The organism is Kocuria sp. NPDC057446, assembly GCF_042802875.1.
GTDB lineage: Bacteria > Actinomycetota > Actinomycetes > Actinomycetales > Micrococcaceae > Kocuria.
This window is the reverse complement of sequence record NZ_JBHVDI010000092.1, coordinates 1-14,734: the sequence shown is the minus strand read 5'-3', so window position 1 is coordinate 14,734 and position 14,734 is coordinate 1. Positions and strand designations below refer to the sequence as shown.

The 14,734-nt window shown below is 71.0% G+C and carries 7 protein-coding genes and 1 riboswitch; all 7 genes read right to left on the bottom strand.

The genetic code is table 11. The annotated features are described in order from the left end of the window. Positions 1-28: 28 nt before the first annotated feature. A complete protein-coding gene (gene pcaG, locus ACFU0Y_RS11885) occupies positions 29-613 on the bottom strand; it encodes a protocatechuate 3,4-dioxygenase subunit alpha (RefSeq protein ID WP_380214726.1) in 585 nt (194 codons plus the stop codon). After that, complete coding sequence (gene pcaH / locus ACFU0Y_RS11880; RefSeq protein ID WP_380214725.1) at positions 606-1,427, bottom strand: protocatechuate 3,4-dioxygenase subunit beta; 822 nt, start codon at positions 1,425-1,427, stop codon at positions 606-608. Before pcaH ends, pcaG begins: the two co-directional genes overlap by 8 nt. Positions 1,428-1,601: 174 nt before the next feature. Continuing rightward, entirely contained in the window at positions 1,602-2,801 is a 1,200-nt protein-coding gene (locus ACFU0Y_RS11875; protein ID WP_380214723.1) for a 4-hydroxybenzoate 3-monooxygenase, read from the bottom strand. Positions 2,802-2,922: 121 nt separating this feature from the next. After that, the gene (locus ACFU0Y_RS11870; protein ID WP_380214722.1) at positions 2,923-3,687 is read right to left on the bottom strand and encodes an IclR family transcriptional regulator; all 765 of its coding nucleotides are present in this window, start codon (positions 3,685-3,687) and stop codon (positions 2,923-2,925) included. Positions 3,688-3,834: 147 nt separating this feature from the next. Next, entirely contained in the window at positions 3,835-7,719 is a 3,885-nt protein-coding gene (locus ACFU0Y_RS11865; protein ID WP_380214721.1) for a DNA-directed RNA polymerase subunit beta', read from the bottom strand. Positions 7,720-7,781: 62 nt separating this feature from the next. Then, positions 7,782-11,291, bottom strand: coding sequence for a DNA-directed RNA polymerase subunit beta (gene rpoB / locus ACFU0Y_RS11860; RefSeq protein WP_380214720.1), 3,510 nt, complete (start codon positions 11,289-11,291; stop codon positions 7,782-7,784). Positions 11,292-11,566: 275 nt separating this feature from the next. Further along, a complete protein-coding gene (gene gcvP, locus ACFU0Y_RS11855; protein WP_380214719.1) occupies positions 11,567-14,404 on the bottom strand; it encodes an aminomethyl-transferring glycine dehydrogenase in 2,838 nt (945 codons plus the stop codon). A gap of 157 nt (positions 14,405-14,561) precedes the next feature. Next, positions 14,562-14,669, bottom strand: a riboswitch (glycine riboswitch). Positions 14,670-14,734 lie beyond the last annotated feature (65 nt).

Sequence of the window (14,734 nt, the reverse complement as noted above, 5' to 3'; positions counted from 1 at the left end):
GGACCCGGTCGGGCCCCGCGCGGACCGGTCACTCCTCGAGGTTGGGGTACGTGAGGAAGACGGTCTCGTCCTCGCCCTGCAGCCGCACGTCGAAGCGCAGGGAGCCGTCCGCCTCCCGCTCGGCGACCAGGGTGCGGCGGCGGTCCTCGGGCAGGGAGCGCAGCAGCGGGTCGCCCGCGAGGGCGTCCGCGTCCTCGGGCAGGTAGATCCGCGTGAACAACCGGTTCGTCACGCCGCGGGCGAAGACGGTGAGCGTGATGAACGGCGCCTTGCCGGGCTCGGTCGGCCCCGGGTCCACCGTCGTGAAGGTGTAGTGGCCCTCGTTGTCGACGGACGCCCGGCCGAAGCCGGTGAAGGTGTAGCCGTCGCGCACGAGCGAGCCGGTCGCGGTGGGGACGTCCCCGTTGTCGTCGGCCTGCCAGATCTCGAGCATGGCGTCCGGCACCACGTCGCCGTGGCCGTCGGTGACGGTGCCGTGCAGGCGCACCGCCTGCGGGTGCCCCAGCGGGACCAGCAGCTCGCCCTTGTCGTAGGGCAGGGCGTAGCCGAAGAACGGCCCGATGGTCTGGCCGGGAGTGGCCGGGAGCGCGGGAGTGGTCGAGTTCTCAGACATTGGAGTCGCCTTCCGTCCAGGTGCGGTTCGAGCCGCTGAGCACGATGTCCCAGCTGTAGCCCAGCAGCCACTCGTGCTCGGAGACGTCGTGGTCGTACGCGGCCACGAGCCGCCGGCGGGCCTTCGGGTCCACGATGGACTGGAAGATCGGGTCCAGCGCGAACAGCGGGTCGGAGGGGAAGTACATCTGCGTGATCATCCGCTGGGTGAAGTCCGTGCCGAAGAGGGAGAAGTGCACGTGCGCGGGCCGCCACGCGTTGTGGTGGTTCTTCCAGGGGTACGGCCCCGGCTTGATGGTGACGAACTCGTAGGAGCCGTCGTCGCCGGTCAGGCACCGTCCCACACCCGTGAAGTTGGGGTCGATGGGGGCGGGGTGCTGGTCCCGCTTGTGGATGTATCGCCCGGCGGCGTTGGCCTGCCAGATCTCCACGAGCTGGTTCCGCACGGGCCGGCCGTCGCCGTCGAGGACCCGGCCGCGGATCCTGATCCGCTCGCCGATGGGCTCCCCGCCGGACTGGACGGTCAGGTCCGACTCGAGCCGGTGGACGTCCCGCTCGCCGAAGGCGGGGGCGTGCAGCTCGATGGTCTCGGGGTCCGCGTGGTGCAGGTCCTTGGTGGGGTGCCGCAGGATCGAGCTGCGGTAGGGCGCGTAGTCCAGTCGCGGCTGCGTCTCGGTGCGCCCCGAGGCGGCGTGGTCCTCGCTGATCCGCGTCATCTCGCGGTCGAGGTCGGCCTGCGTGTCCGCCGCGTCGTCGGGCCCCTTCGGGGTGAGGTGCGCGAAGGACTCCTCCGGCCCCTGGTCCTGGTCGGTCATGGTTCAGCTCCTTGCTTGCGAGGCGGCTGCCGCACCGGCGGGCGTGGCGCCCGGGGTGCTCGGCGCGTCGGCGGCGAACTCTCCGAGGCTAGCGCATCCGGTGCAGCATTCGCACATGTGTTCGTTGTGCGAACTTCTTGTGGGGTCACAGTGCGGGGCCCGGAGGGCCGGTGGTCAGCGGTCGTCGGGCCAGCCCGTGTAGGACTCCGCGAAGTAGGCGGCACCGCGCCGGGAACCGGTGATCGCCCGGAACTCGCCGCGCCGCCGCTTCTGGTTGAAGGGGTTCTCCCCCGGCTGGGTGTGCATGAGGTGGGTGGCCCAGTAGGAGAAGTTCTGCGCCTTCCACACGCGCTCCAGCGCCGTGGCCGAGTAGCCCGCCAGACCGGTGCCGTCGCCCGAGCGGAAGAACTCCACGATCGCCGGGGCGAGCACGCGGACGTCGCAGAAGGCGAGGTTCAGGCCCTTGGCGCCGGTCGGGGGCACGGTGTGGCCGGCGTCGCCGACGAGGAACAGGTTGCCGTGGCGCAGGGGCTCGCAGACGTAGGAGCGGAACTTCAGCACGGTCCTGTCGAAGATGGGGCCCTCCTGGAGCCGGAGCCCGTCCGGGCCCGCGACCCGGCGCTGGAGCTCGGCCCAGATCCGCTCGTCGTCCCAGTCCTCGACGTCCTCCTCCGGGTCGCACTGGAAGTACATCCGCTGCACGGTCTCGCTGCGCTGGGAGATCAGGGCGAAGCCGTGCTCCGAGTTGGCGTAGATGAGCTCCGGGGCGCTCGGCGGGGCCTCGGCGAGGATGCCGAACCAGGCGAAGGGGTACTCGATGAAGTTGTCGGTGCGCTCCTGCTCCGGGATGGCGCGCCGGCAGATGCTCTGCGAGCCGTCGGCGCCCACGAGGATCTCGCAGCGGATCTCGAGGTCCTCGCCCGCCGCGTCGGTGAAGCGGATCCCCGGCCGGTCGGCGGTCAGGTCGACCACCTCGGTGTCCGTGACGGACCAGCGGACGTCGCCGCCGTCGCGCTCCCGGGCCTCGGCGAGGTCCAGGAACACCTCGTTCTGCGGGTAGAGCCACACGGACTCCCCCACGAGGTCCTTGAAGTCGATCCGGTGGCTCTCCCCCTCGAAGCGCAGGACGGTGCCCTCGTGCTCGCGCCCCTCCGTCAGCACCCGCCCGTCGACCCCCTCCTCGACGAGCATCCGGACCGTGGGCGCCTCCAGGATCCCCGCCCGGTGCGTGGCGTGGATGGTGTCCCTGTCGCGCTTCTCGACGACGACGCTGTCGATGCCGGCGCGGCCGAGCAGGTGGGCGAGCATCAGCCCGGCCGGGCCGCCGCCGACGATGCCGACCTGCGTGCTGAGAACGGTGCGCTGTGCGCTCATGGGTGCTCCTGGTGATACGACGGGAATCGTGTCCAGTGTTGCAGCGGCCTGTGGGCGGCACCACAGCCGTCCCGTTCAACGGGACGGCGTCCGGGGGCAGGAGCCGGCCCGGGACCCGGTCTCAGCGCGGGACCTCGCGCAGCGTCCGGCGGATGCCGTGCGCCGCGGTGTGCAGCGCCTGGACGATCGCCCCGGCCCGCGCGGCGGGGTCGCCCGCGGGGGTGATCACGCCCAGGCCCGCTACCACCTGGTCGCCGCGCCCCCGCACCGGCACGGCGATGCCGGCCGTCCCGGCCTCGAGGTAGCCGGTCTGCAGGGCGTGCCCGGTGCCCCGGATCCGCTCGAGCTCCGCGGCGAGCACACCGGGGTCGGTCGGTGAGAGCTCGGTGAGGGCGGTGAGGGGTCCCGCCAGGTACTCCTCCTGGTAGTCCTGGGGCGCGTGCGCGAGCAGGACGAGGCCGGTGGCCGACAGGTGCAGGGGCAGCCGGCCCGCCACCTCGGAGCGCACGGGCACCGCCCGGGGGTGGGAGAGCCGCTCCACGAGCAGCACCTCGCGTCCCTCCACGATGCCGAGCTGCACGTGCTGGCGCAGGACCGCGTGGATGTCGCCCATGAACGGGCGGGCGGCCCGCGCCAGGCCGAGCTCGCGCGAGGAGCGGTTGGCCAGCTCCCACAGCCGGGTGCCGACCACGTAGTGGCCGCCCTCCACCCGCTCGAGCCAGCCCTGGCGGGCCATGTCCCGGGCGAGCCGGTGCGCGGTGGCGGGGGGCAGCCCGGCGAGGGCCGCGATGCGGCCGCCCGTCAGCCGGGCGTCCTCCGCCGTGAACGCCGCGAGGATCCGGTCCGCCCGCTCGAGCACGGACTCCCCGGTGGGTGAGTTCGCCATGGCCCCTCCTCGGGTCCGGTCCGGGTCCGCGGCCGGACGCCGCGGACCGGCACGGGACGGGGGCAGCCCCGCTCCGGAAGGCGGTGCTTCCGGAACGGGGCTGCCGTGGTGATCACGAGGTGATCACGTCCTGCGGGGACGCCGACCTCAGTTGGAGCCGAAGTCGTAGTCCTCCAGCGGGATCGCCTGGAACTCGGCCGGCGAGGAGTTCTCCTCCGCGTAGCTGAAGTCCGTGAACGAGCCCGGCTCCGTGAACAGCGAGGCCTTCGCCTCGTCCGTCGGCTCCACGTCGATGTTGTTGTACCGCGCGAGCCCGGTGCCGGCGGGGATCAGCTTGCCGATGATCACGTTCTCCTTGAGGCCCACCAGCGGGTCGGACTTGCCCTCCATGGCCGCCTGCGTGAGCACGCGGGTGGTCTCCTGGAAGGACGCGGCCGACAGCCACGAGTCGGTGGCCAGCGAGGCCTTGGTGATGCCCATGAGCTCCGGACGGCCGGCGGCCGGACGGGTGCTCTCGGCCACGGCCTTGCGGTTGGCCTCCAGGAAGCGCACGTTCTCGACGAGCTCGCCCGGGAGCAGGTCCGTCTCGCCCGACTCGATGATCGTCACGCGGCGCAGCATCTGCCGCACGATGACCTCGACGTGCTTGTCGTGGATGCCCACGCCCTGGGAGCGGTACACGCGCTGCACCTCGTCCACGAGGTGCTTCTGCGCCTGCCGCGGTCCGCGGATGCGCAGCACCTCCTTGGGGTCGACGGCGCCCGAGACCAGCTGCTGGCCGACCTCGACGTGGTCGCCCTCGGTCACGAGCAGCTTGGCGCGGCGCAGCACCGGGTAGCCGATCGCCTCGTCCCCGTTGTCCGGGGTCACGACGAGCTTCAGCGCCTTCTCGGTGTCCTCGATGCTGACCCGGCCGGCGACCTCCGAGATCGGCGCGACGCCCTTGGGCGTGCGGGCCTCGAAGAGCTCCTGGATACGGGGCAGACCCTGGGTGATGTCGCCGTCCGAGGACGCCACACCACCCGTGTGGAAGGTGCGCATGGTCAGCTGGGTGCCCGGCTCGCCGATGGACTGCGCCGCGATGATGCCCACGGCCTCGCCGATGTCGACCAGCTGGTTGGAGGCCAGCGAGCGGCCGTAGCAGGCCGCGCACACGCCCACCGCGGACTCGCAGGTCAGCACGGAGCGCACGCGCACCGTGTCGGCCCCGCCCGCGAAGAGGGCGCTGATGAGCCCGTCGGAGAGGTCCGTGCCGGCCTCGGCCAGGATCTCGCCGTTGGCGTCCACCACGTCCACCGCGAGCACGCGCCCGTGCACGGTGTTCTCGATGTCCTCGTGCAGCACGCGGGCACCGCTGTCCTGCACGTCGGCGAGCGGCAGGTTCAGGCCGCGCTCCGTCATGCAGTCCGCCTCGCGCACGATGACGTCCTGGGAGACGTCGACGAGACGACGGGTCAGGTACCCCGAGTTCGCCGTGCGCAGCGCGGTGTCGGCCAGGCCCTTGCGGGCACCGTGGGTGGCGATGAAGTACTCCAGCACCGACAGGCCCTCGCGGTAGGAGGACTTGATCGGGCGGGGCATGATCTCGCCCTTGGGGTTGGACACGAGCCCGCGGATGCCGGCGATCTGGCGGACCTGCATCCAGTTGCCTCGGGCGCCGGAGGACACCATGCGGTTGATGGTGTTCAGCGGGGACAGGTTCGCCTGCATGGCCTGGGCGACCTCGTCCGTGGCCTTGGTCCAGATGTCGATCAGCTCCGAGCGGCGCTCGTCGTCGTCGATCAGGCCCCGGTCGTACTGGCCCTGGATCTTCGCGGCCTGCGCCTCGTAGCCCTCCATGATGGCGGGCTTCTCCGGCGGGGTCGCGATGTCCGAGATCGCCACGGTCACGCCCGAGCGGGCCGCCCAGTGGAACCCGGCGTCCTTGAGCTCGTCCAGCGTGTGCGCCACGGTGACCATCGGGTACCGCTCCGCGAGATCGTTGACCAGCGCGGACAGGTGCTTCTTGTCCGCGACGGCCTCGTCCCAGGGGTAGTCCTCGGGCAGGGTCTCGTTGAACAGCACGCGGCCCAGCGTGGTCTCCACCAGCACCGGCTGACCCGGCTCCCAGCCCTCGGGGGCCTCCCAGCCCTCGAACGGCACGAAGTCGGCCAGCTCGATCCGGCACAGCGCGTTGAGGTGCAGCTTCCCGGCGTCGTGGGCCATGATCGCCTCGGCCACGGAGGAGAACGAGCGGCCCTCCCCCTCCTCGCCCTCGCGGACGGTGGTGAGGTGGTACAGCCCGATGATCATGTCCTGCGAGGGCAGGGCGATCGGCTTGCCGTCCGAGGGCTTCAGGATGTTGTTCGAGGACAGCATCAGGATGCGCGCCTCGGCCTGGGCCTCCGGGGACAGGGGCAGGTGCACGGCCATCTGGTCACCGTCGAAGTCGGCGTTGAACGCGCCGCACACGAGCGGGTGGAGCTGGATGGCCTTGCCCTCGACGAGCTGCGGCTCGAACGCCTGGATGCCCAGACGGTGGAGGGTGGGCGCACGGTTGAGCAGCACGGGGTGCTCGGTGATGACCTCCTCGAGCACGTCCCACACCTGGGGGCGGTAGCGCTCGACCATGCGCTTGGCCGACTTGATGTTCTGCGCGTGGTTGAGGTCCACGAGCCGCTTCATCACGAACGGCTTGAACAGCTCGAGCGCCATCTGCTTGGGCAGACCGCACTGGTGGAGCTTCAGCTGCGGGCCGACCACGATGACCGAGCGGCCCGAGTAGTCCACGCGCTTGCCGAGCAGGTTCTGCCGGAACCGGCCCTGCTTGCCCTTGAGCATGTCGGACAGCGACTTCAGCGCACGGTTGCCCGGCCCGGTGACCGGCCGGCCGCGGCGACCGTTGTCGAACAGCGAGTCCACGGCCTCCTGCAGCATGCGCTTCTCGTTGTTGACGATGATCTCCGGGGCGCCGAGGTCCAGCAGGCGCTTGAGCCGGTTGTTGCGGTTGATCACGCGCCGGTAGAGGTCGTTGAGGTCCGACGTTGCGAAGCGGCCGCCGTCGAGCTGGACCATCGGGCGCAGTTCCGGCGGGATCACCGGCACGGCGTCCAGGACCATGCCCAGCGGGGAGTTGTCCGTGGTCAGGAACGCGTTGACGACCTTGAGCCGCTTCAGGGCGCGGGTCTTGCGCTGGCCCTTGCCCGTGGCGATGGTCTCCCGCAGGGACTCGGCCTCCGCCTCGAGGTCGAAGGTCTCGAGGCGCTTCTTGATCGCCTCGGCGCCCATGGAGCCCTCGAAGTACATGCCGTAGCGGTCCACCATGACACGGTAGAGCGCCTCGTCGCCCTCGAGGTCGTTGACCTTGAGGTTCTTGAAGCGGTCCCAGACCTGCTCGAGGCGGTCGATCTCCAGGTTGGCGCGCTTGCGCACGTTGGCCATCTGGCGGTCGGCGGAGTCGCGCAGCTTGCGCTTCTCCGCGGCCTTGCCGCCCTCCTCCTCGACCCGGCCGAGCTCGGTCTCGAGGTCGCGGGCGATGGCGGCGATGTCGGAGTCGCGGGTGGACTCCATCTGGGCCTTCTCGCGGTCCACGGCGGCCTGCAGGTTCGGCAGGTCGTCGTGGCGGGCGTCCTCGTCCACCGACGTGATCATGTACGCCGCGAAGTAGATGACCTTCTCGAGGTCCTTCGGGGCGAGGTCCAGCAGGTAGCCCAGCCGCGAGGGCACGCCCTTGAAGTACCAGATGTGGGTCACGGGAGCGGCGAGCTCGATGTGGCCCATGCGCTCACGGCGCACCTTGGCCCGGGTGACCTCCACGCCGCAGCGCTCGCAGATGATGCCCTTGTAGCGCACGCGCTTGTACTTGCCGCAGTAGCACTCCCAGTCCCGGGTGGGACCGAAGATCTTCTCGCAGAACAGGCCGTCCTTCTCGGGCTTGAGCGTGCGGTAGTTGATGGTCTCCGGCTTTTTGACCTCGCCGTAGGACCAGGTCCGGATGTCCTCCGCGGTCGCAAGACCGATCCGCATGAGGCCTAGTGAAGATTCGTTGGACATGAGGGTCCTTTATCTCTTTCTCTGGAAAAGTTGACGTCTCGTCGGGGGCGGAACGAGGGGGATCAGACCTCTTCGACCGAGCTGGGCTCGGAGTGCGAGAGATCGATGCCCAGTTCCTCGGCCGCCCGGAAGACCTCGTCATCCGAATCGCGCATCTCGATGGTGTTGCCGTCCGCCGAGAGCACCTCGACGTTCAGGCACAGCGACTGCATCTCCTTGATGAGGACCTTGAAGGACTCGGGGACACCCGGCTCGGGGATGTTCTCGCCCTTCACGATGGCCTCGTAGACCTTCACGCGCCCGTGGACGTCGTCGGACTTGACCGTCAGCAGCTCCTGCAGCGTGTAGGCGGCGCCGTACGCCTCGAGCGCCCAGACCTCCATCTCCCCGAAGCGCTGGCCGCCGAACTGCGCCTTACCGCCCAGCGGCTGCTGGGTGATCATGGAGTACGGGCCGGTCGAGCGCGCGTGGATCTTGTCGTCCACCAGGTGGTGCAGCTTCAGGATGTACTGGTAGCCCACCGACACGGGGTCCGGGAACGGCTCGCCGGAGCGGCCGTCGAACAGCCGGGCCTTGCCGGAGCGGTCGATCAGCCGCACGCCGTCGCGCGTCGGGTTGGTGTGGTCGAGGAGGTCGAAGATCTCCTCCTCGCGGGCGCCGTCGAACACGGGGGTCGCCACGTTGGTGGGGCCGGACTGCTTCGGGAAGTTCGGCAGCCGGTCGAGCCACTCGGGCTCGCCCTCGATGTTCCAGCCCTGCTTCGCGAGCCAGCCGGTGTGCACCTCGAGGACCTGACCGAGGTTCATGCGGCCGGGCACGCCCAGCGGGTTGAGGATGATGTCCACGGGGGTCCCGTCCTCGAGGAACGGCATGTCCTCCAGGGGCAGGATCTTCGAGATGACGCCCTTGTTGCCGTGGCGGCCGGCGAGCTTGTCGCCGTCCGTGATCTTGCGCTTCTGCGCCACGTACACCCGGACCACCTGGTTGACGCCCGCGGGCAGGTCGTCGTCCTCGTCGTCGCGGTCGAAGACGCGGACGCCGATGACGGTGCCGGACTCGCCGTGCGGCACCTTCAGGGACGTGTCGCGCACCTCGCGGGACTTCTCGCCGAAGATCGCGCGCAGCAGGCGCTCCTCCGGGGTCAGCTCGGTCTCGCCCTTCGGGGTGACCTTGCCCACGAGGATGTCGCCGGCCTGGACCTCCGCGCCGATGTGGATGATGCCGCGCTCGTCGAGGGCGGACAGCACCTCCTCGGACACGTTGGGGATGTCCCGGGTGATCTCCTCGGCGCCCAGCTTCGTGTCGCGGGCGTCGATCTCGTGCTCCTCGATGTGGATCGAGGTCAGCACGTCCTCCGAGACCATGCGCTGGGAGAGGATGATCGCGTCCTCGTAGTTGAGGCCCTCCCAGGACATGTAGGCGACCAGCAGGTTCTTGCCCAGGGCCAGTTCGCCCTGGTCCGTGGAGGGGCCGTCGGCGATGACCGAGCGCTCCTCGACCCGCTCGCCCTCCGAGACGATGACGCGCTGGTTGTAGGTGTTGCCCGGGTTGGAGCGCGTGAACTTGTTGATCGGGTAGACCGTGGTCGTCCCGTCGTCGTTGAGCACGCGCACCAGGTTCGCCGAGACCTCCTCGACCACGCCGGCCTTGCGGGCCAGCACGGAGTCCCCGGCGTCCAGGGCCGCGTAGCGCTCCATGCCGGTGCCCACCAGCGGGGCCTCGGACTCCAGCAGGGGCACGGCCTGGCGCTGCATGTTGGCGCCCATGAGGGCGCGGTTGGCGTCGTCGTGCTCCAGGTACGGGATCAGGGCGGTCGCCACGGACACCATCTGGCGCGGGGAGACGTCCATGAACTGCACGGCGGTCGGGTCGACCAGCACGGCCTCGCCCGAGCCGTCGGCGGCGCGCGCGAGCACGGCGTCCTCCGCGAACCGGTTGTCCGCGCCCAGCGGGGCGTTGGCCTGGGCGATCGTGACGCCGCGCTCGTCGTCGGCGGTCAGGTACTCGACGTCGTCGGTGACCAGGCCGTCGACGACCTTGCGGTACGGCGTCTCGATGAAGCCGAACGGGTTGATCCGCCCGTAGGTCGCCAGCGAGCCGATGAGGCCGATGTTGGAGCCCTCAGGGGTCTCGATCGGGCACATCCGGCCGTAGTGCGACGGGTGCACGTCACGGACCTCCATGCCGGCGCGGTCGCGGGAGAGACCGCCCGGGCCGAGCGCGGACAGGCGGCGCTTGTGCGTCAGGCCCGCGAGCGGGTTGTTCTGGTCCATGAACTGCGACAGCTGCGAGGTGCCGAAGAACTCCTTGATCGCCGCCACGACGGGCCGGATGTTGATCAGGGTCTGCGGGGTGATCGCCTCCACGTCCTGGGTGGTCATGCGCTCGCGCACCACGCGCTCCATGCGGGACAGGCCCGTGCGGATCTGGTTCTCGATCAGCTCGCCCACGGCGCGGATGCGGCGGTTGCCGAAGTGGTCGATGTCGTCGACGTCGACCACGACCTCGCGGGGCTCGCCGTCGCGGACGCCCTTCATGGTGCCGCCGCCGGCGTGCAGGGTCACGAGGTAGCGGATCATCGCGACGATGTCGTCCACCGAGAGCACGGAGGCGTCCTCGTCCTCGAACGCCTTGTCGAGGCCCAGCTTCCGGTTGATCTTGTAGCGGCCCACCTTGGCGAGGTCGTAGCGCTTGGAGTTGAAGTACATGTTGTCGAGCAGCGCCTGCGCGGCGTCGACCGTGGGCGGCTCCCCCGGGCGCAGCTTGCGGTAGATGTCCAGCAGCGCGTCCTCGCGGGACTCGACGGTGTCCTTCTCGAGGGTCGCCCGGATGGAGTCGAACTCCCCGAACTCCTCGAGGATGCGGGACTCGCTCCAGCCGAGGGCCTTCAGCAGCACGGTGACCGACTGCTTGCGCTTGCGGTCGAGGCGCACGCCCACCTGGTCGCGCTTGTCGATCTCGAGCTCGAACCAGGCGCCGCGGGAGGGGATGATCTTCGCGGAGTAGATGTCCTTGTCCGAGGTGCGGTCCTGGCCGCGCTCGAAGTAGGCGCCCGGCGAGCGGACGAGCTGGGAGACGACGACACGCTCGGTGCCGTTGATGACGAAGGTGCCCTTCTCGGTCATCAGCGGGAAGTCGCCCATGAACACGGTCTGCTGCTTGATCTCGCCCGTGTTGTTGTTCATGAACTCGGCCTTGACGTACAGGGGCGCCGAGTACGTGGCGTCCCGGTCCTTGCACTCGTCCATCGTGTACTTCGGGTCGTAGAACTCCGGCTCCGAGAAGGACAGGGACATGGTGCCCTGGAAGTCCTCGATCGGGGAGATCTCCTCGAAGATGTCGGAGAGCCCCGAGGTGCGGGCGATGCCCTGCTCCCCGGTCTCGATGGCCTGCTGGACACGGGCCTGCCACCGCTCGTTGCCCACGAGACGGTCGAAGCTGTCCGTCTGGAGGGCCAGCAGGTTCGGCACGTCCAGCGGCTCATGGATCTTGGCGAAGGAGATGCGGCGCGGGATGTTCCCGTCGGCCGGTCGGTTAGCGGTTACGTTCGAATCGGTGCTCGAGGCGACCAAGATGGATTCCTTCCACAGACCTGCAGTTGAATCGCGCAGTACCCGATCGGGTGTACGGGTGTGCGAGGGCCAGCGGACTGGGCTGCTGGTTCGCTCCCCAGGGGCGCCCACCGCTATATGAAGGCACGCAGAATGAGGGACAACGCAAACAACCAGCATAGGCCGGGAACGCGGCCCTGTCCACACGACCGGTGGACGCGGGCGTCCACCGGTCGTAGGATGGGAGATTTCGTGCGCCGGGTCTCACTGCCCTCCGGGGCGCCGGGCCCGGCGGCTCACCGGGCGGCCGCGAACGCCTCGATCGGCGGACAGCTGCAGACGAGGTTGCGGTCCCCGGCGGCGTTCTCCACCCGGCCCACGGGCGGCCAGTACTTGGCCAGCCGCAGCTCGGGCAGCGGGTAGGCGGCCCGGGAGCGGGGATAGACCCGGTCCCACTCGTCGGCCGTGAGCACCTCCGCGGTGTGCGGGGCGTGGCGCAGGACGGAGTCGGCGAGCTCGACCTCGCCCTCGGCCACGGCGGTCATCTCCGCGTGGATCGCGCGCATCGCCGCCACGAACCGGTCGAGCTCCGCGAGGTTCTCCGACTCCGTGGGCTCCACCATGAGCGTGCCCGCCACGGGGAACGCGAGGGTGGGCGCGTGGAAGCCGTAGTCGACGAGCCGCTTGCACACGTCCTCCGCGGTCACCCCGGACGCCTTCGTGAGCGCGCGCAGGTCGAGGATGCACTCGTGGGCCACGAGCCCGCCGGGACCGGTGTAGAGGGTCGGGAAGACGTCGGCGAGCCGGGCGGAGACGTAGTTCGCGCTGAGGATCGCGGTGCGCGAGGACGAGGTGAGCCCCTCCGCGCCGGTCATGGCGATGTACATCCAGGAGATCGGCAGCACCCCGGCCGACCCGTAGCGGGCCTGGGAGACCGGGAACGCCTCGTCCTCGCCGGCCGCGGCCCCCGGGTCCCCGGGCAGGAACGGCACGAGGTGCTCCGCCACCCCCACGGGGCCCACGCCCGGCCCCCCGCCGCCGTGCGGGATGCAGAAGGTCTTGTGCAGGTTCAGGTGCGAGACGTCGCCGCCGAAGCGGCCCGGCCGGGCGAGGCCCATCAGCGCGTTGAGGTTGGCGCCGTCCACGTAGACCTGGCCGCCCGCGTCGTGCACGGCGGCGCACACGGCCGTGATCTGCTCCTCGAACACGCCGTGCGTCGAGGGGTAGGTGACCATGATGCCCGCGAGCCCGTCCCCCGCGGCCGCGATCTTCGCGGCGAGGTCGTCCATGTCCACGGAGCCGTCCCCCGCGGTGGCCACGACCACGACCTCGAGGTCGGCGAGCACCGCGGAGGCGGCGTTGGTGCCGTGGGCCGAGGACGGGATCAGGATGGTCGTGCGCTGCCGGTCGCCGCGGGACAGGTGGTAGCGGCGGATCGCGAGCAGCCCGGCGAGCTCGCCCTGGGAGCCCGCGTTGGGCTGGACGGAGACGGCGGCGTAGCCGGTGATCTCCGTGAGCCAGGACTCGAGCCGGCCGATGAGCTCGCGCCAGCCGAGGGTCTGGTCCTCGGGGGCGAGCGGGTGGATCGAGGCGAACTCCGGCCAGCTGATGGGCTCCATCTCCGCGGCGGCGTTGAGCTTCATGGTGCACGAGCCCAGCGGGATCATGGTCCGGTCCAGGGCCAGGTCCTTGTCCGCGAGGGAGCGCAGCCAGCGCATCATCGCGGTCTCGGAGCGGTGCAGCGTGAACACCGGGTGGGTCAGGTAGGAGTCGGTGCGCAGCAGCTCGGCGGGCAGCTCCCCGCCGGCGCCCGCGCCGTCCCCGTCGTCGTCGGGCGCCGCGCCGAAGGCCGCGAGCACGGCGTCGACGTCGCGCTCGTCGTGGGGCTCCCCCACCGACACCGACACGTGGTCCGCGTCCGCGCGGCGCACGTTGATCCCGCGCTCAGCGGCGGCGGCCACGACGGCGTCGGCGCGGCCGGGCACCTCGGCCAGCACGGTGTCGAAGAAGCGGTCGTGCACCACCCGGACCCCGGCCGCGGCGAGTCCGGCGGCCAGGCGGGCGGCCAGCCCGTGCACGCGCTCGGCGATGGCGCGCAGCCCGTCCGCGCCGTGGTAGGCGGCGTAGGCGCCGGCCACGATGGCCAGCAGCGCCTGCGCGGTGCAGATGTTGGAGGTGGCCTTCTCGCGGCGGATGTGCTGCTCGCGGGTCTGCAGGGCCAGCCGGTAGGCGGGCCGGCCGGAGGAGTCCCTCGAGACGCCCACCAGGCGCCCCGGCAGGTTCCGTTCGAGGCCCGTGCGGCAGGCGAGGAACGCGGCGTGGGGCCCGCCGAAGAACAGCGGCACCCCGAAGCGCTGGGCGGAGCCCACGGCGATGTCCGCCCCCTGCTCCCCGGGGGAGCGCAGGAGCGTCAGGGCCAGCAGGTCGGTGGCCACGGTCACGAGCGCCCCGCGCGCGTGCGCCTCCTCGGCGACCTCGGCGAGGGGGACGACCTCGCCGTCGACGCCCACCTGGCTCAGGACCACCCCGAAGAGCTCGCCCTCGGGCAGGCCCTCGGCGAGATCGGTGACGACGAGCTCGACACCCACGGCCCGGCAGCGCCCGGCCAGCACGGCGAGGGTCTGCGGCAGCGTCCGCGCGTCGACGACCACGCGGCGGCTCGTGGCCTTCCGGTTGGCCCGGCGCATCATCAGCACCGCCTCGGCCACGGCGGTGGCCTCGTCCAGCAGGGAGGCGTTGGCCAGGTCGAGGCCGGTGAGGTCCATGACCGCGTTCTGGAACGTCAGCAGCGCCTCGAGGCGCCCCTGCGAGATCTCGGGCTGGTACGGGGTGTAGGAGGTGTACCAGGCGGGGTTCTCGAGGATGTTGCGGCGCAGCGCGGGAGGGGTCACGGTGTCCGCGTAGCCCTGCCCGATCATCTGGGTCATCACCCGGTTCTTCGCCGCGACCCGGCGCAGGGCCGCGAGGGCCTCGTGCTCGGACATCGGGGCAGGCAGGCGCAGCGGTGCGTCGGAGGCGATGCCCGCAGGGACCGCGCGGGCGACGAGCTCGTCGAGGTCGGCCGCGCCGACGGTCTCGAGCATGATGGCGGTCTCGGCCGCGTCCGGTCCGAGGTGGCGGGGCAGGAAGGACACAGTGAGCTCCTCGTGGTTCGAGGCCCGGTGGGGCCCGTCCGACCTCCCCGCTCTGTCGTCCGGGCCGCGGGTGCTCGCCGGCCGCTGCGGGCCGGCCTGCGCGGTCGGCGGCCCCTGTCCGGGCCGGCGGCGGGGGCGGGGGCCTCTTCAGAGTGGCCTGGTCGCAGCGGTCCTGGGGCCTGAGAGATTCCGGGGAGGAGTTGCTCCTTGGGCGCCGGGCGCCGCCCGGGACACGGACGGCGCCGGACTCTCCCGCTGCGCGTGGGCGGCCGATGTGGTTGTGCCCCCAGTCTCCCACAGACGGTCCGGGGACGGCACGAGGCCCCGGAC